The following is a 404-nucleotide window of genomic DNA, read 5'->3' on the forward strand; positions in this document are numbered from 1 at the left end:
GGCCCTCGCGGGCGGCGGCGGGGGTGTTCACCTCCAATCGGGTCAAGGCTGCTCCGGTGCTGTGGTCGCAGCGGGTGTTGAAGTCCGGTGAGGTGGCGGCGGTCGTCCTGAACTCCGGTGGCGCCAACGCCTGCACCGGCCCCGAAGGCTTCCAGGACACGCGGACCACCGCCGAGCACGTGGGCCGGGCGCTGGGCTGCCCGGCCGATGACGTGGCGGTGGCTTCCACCGGTCTCATCGGTCTCCGGCTGCCCATGGACAAGCTGCTCTCCGGTGTCGACAAGGCCGCCGCCGAGCTCTCCCCGGACGGCGGTGAGAAGGCCGCCGTCGCGATCAAGACGACGGACACGGTGCACAAGACGGCCGTGGCCGAGCGGGACGGTTGGGTGGTCGGGGGGATGGCC

The 404-nt window shown here is 72.3% G+C and carries 1 protein-coding gene; it reads left to right on the forward strand.

Annotated elements, in window-relative coordinates; all coding sequences use genetic code 11:
• Nucleotides 1–404 (forward strand): bifunctional ornithine acetyltransferase/N-acetylglutamate synthase (locus tag ACSNOK_RS33445; protein ID WP_436784534.1); only part of this gene is annotated, 404 nt, incomplete at both ends.

This window comes from Streptomyces sp. URMC 126 (assembly GCF_051386555.1).
In the GTDB taxonomy this organism is placed as follows: domain Bacteria; phylum Actinomycetota; class Actinomycetes; order Streptomycetales; family Streptomycetaceae; genus Streptomyces.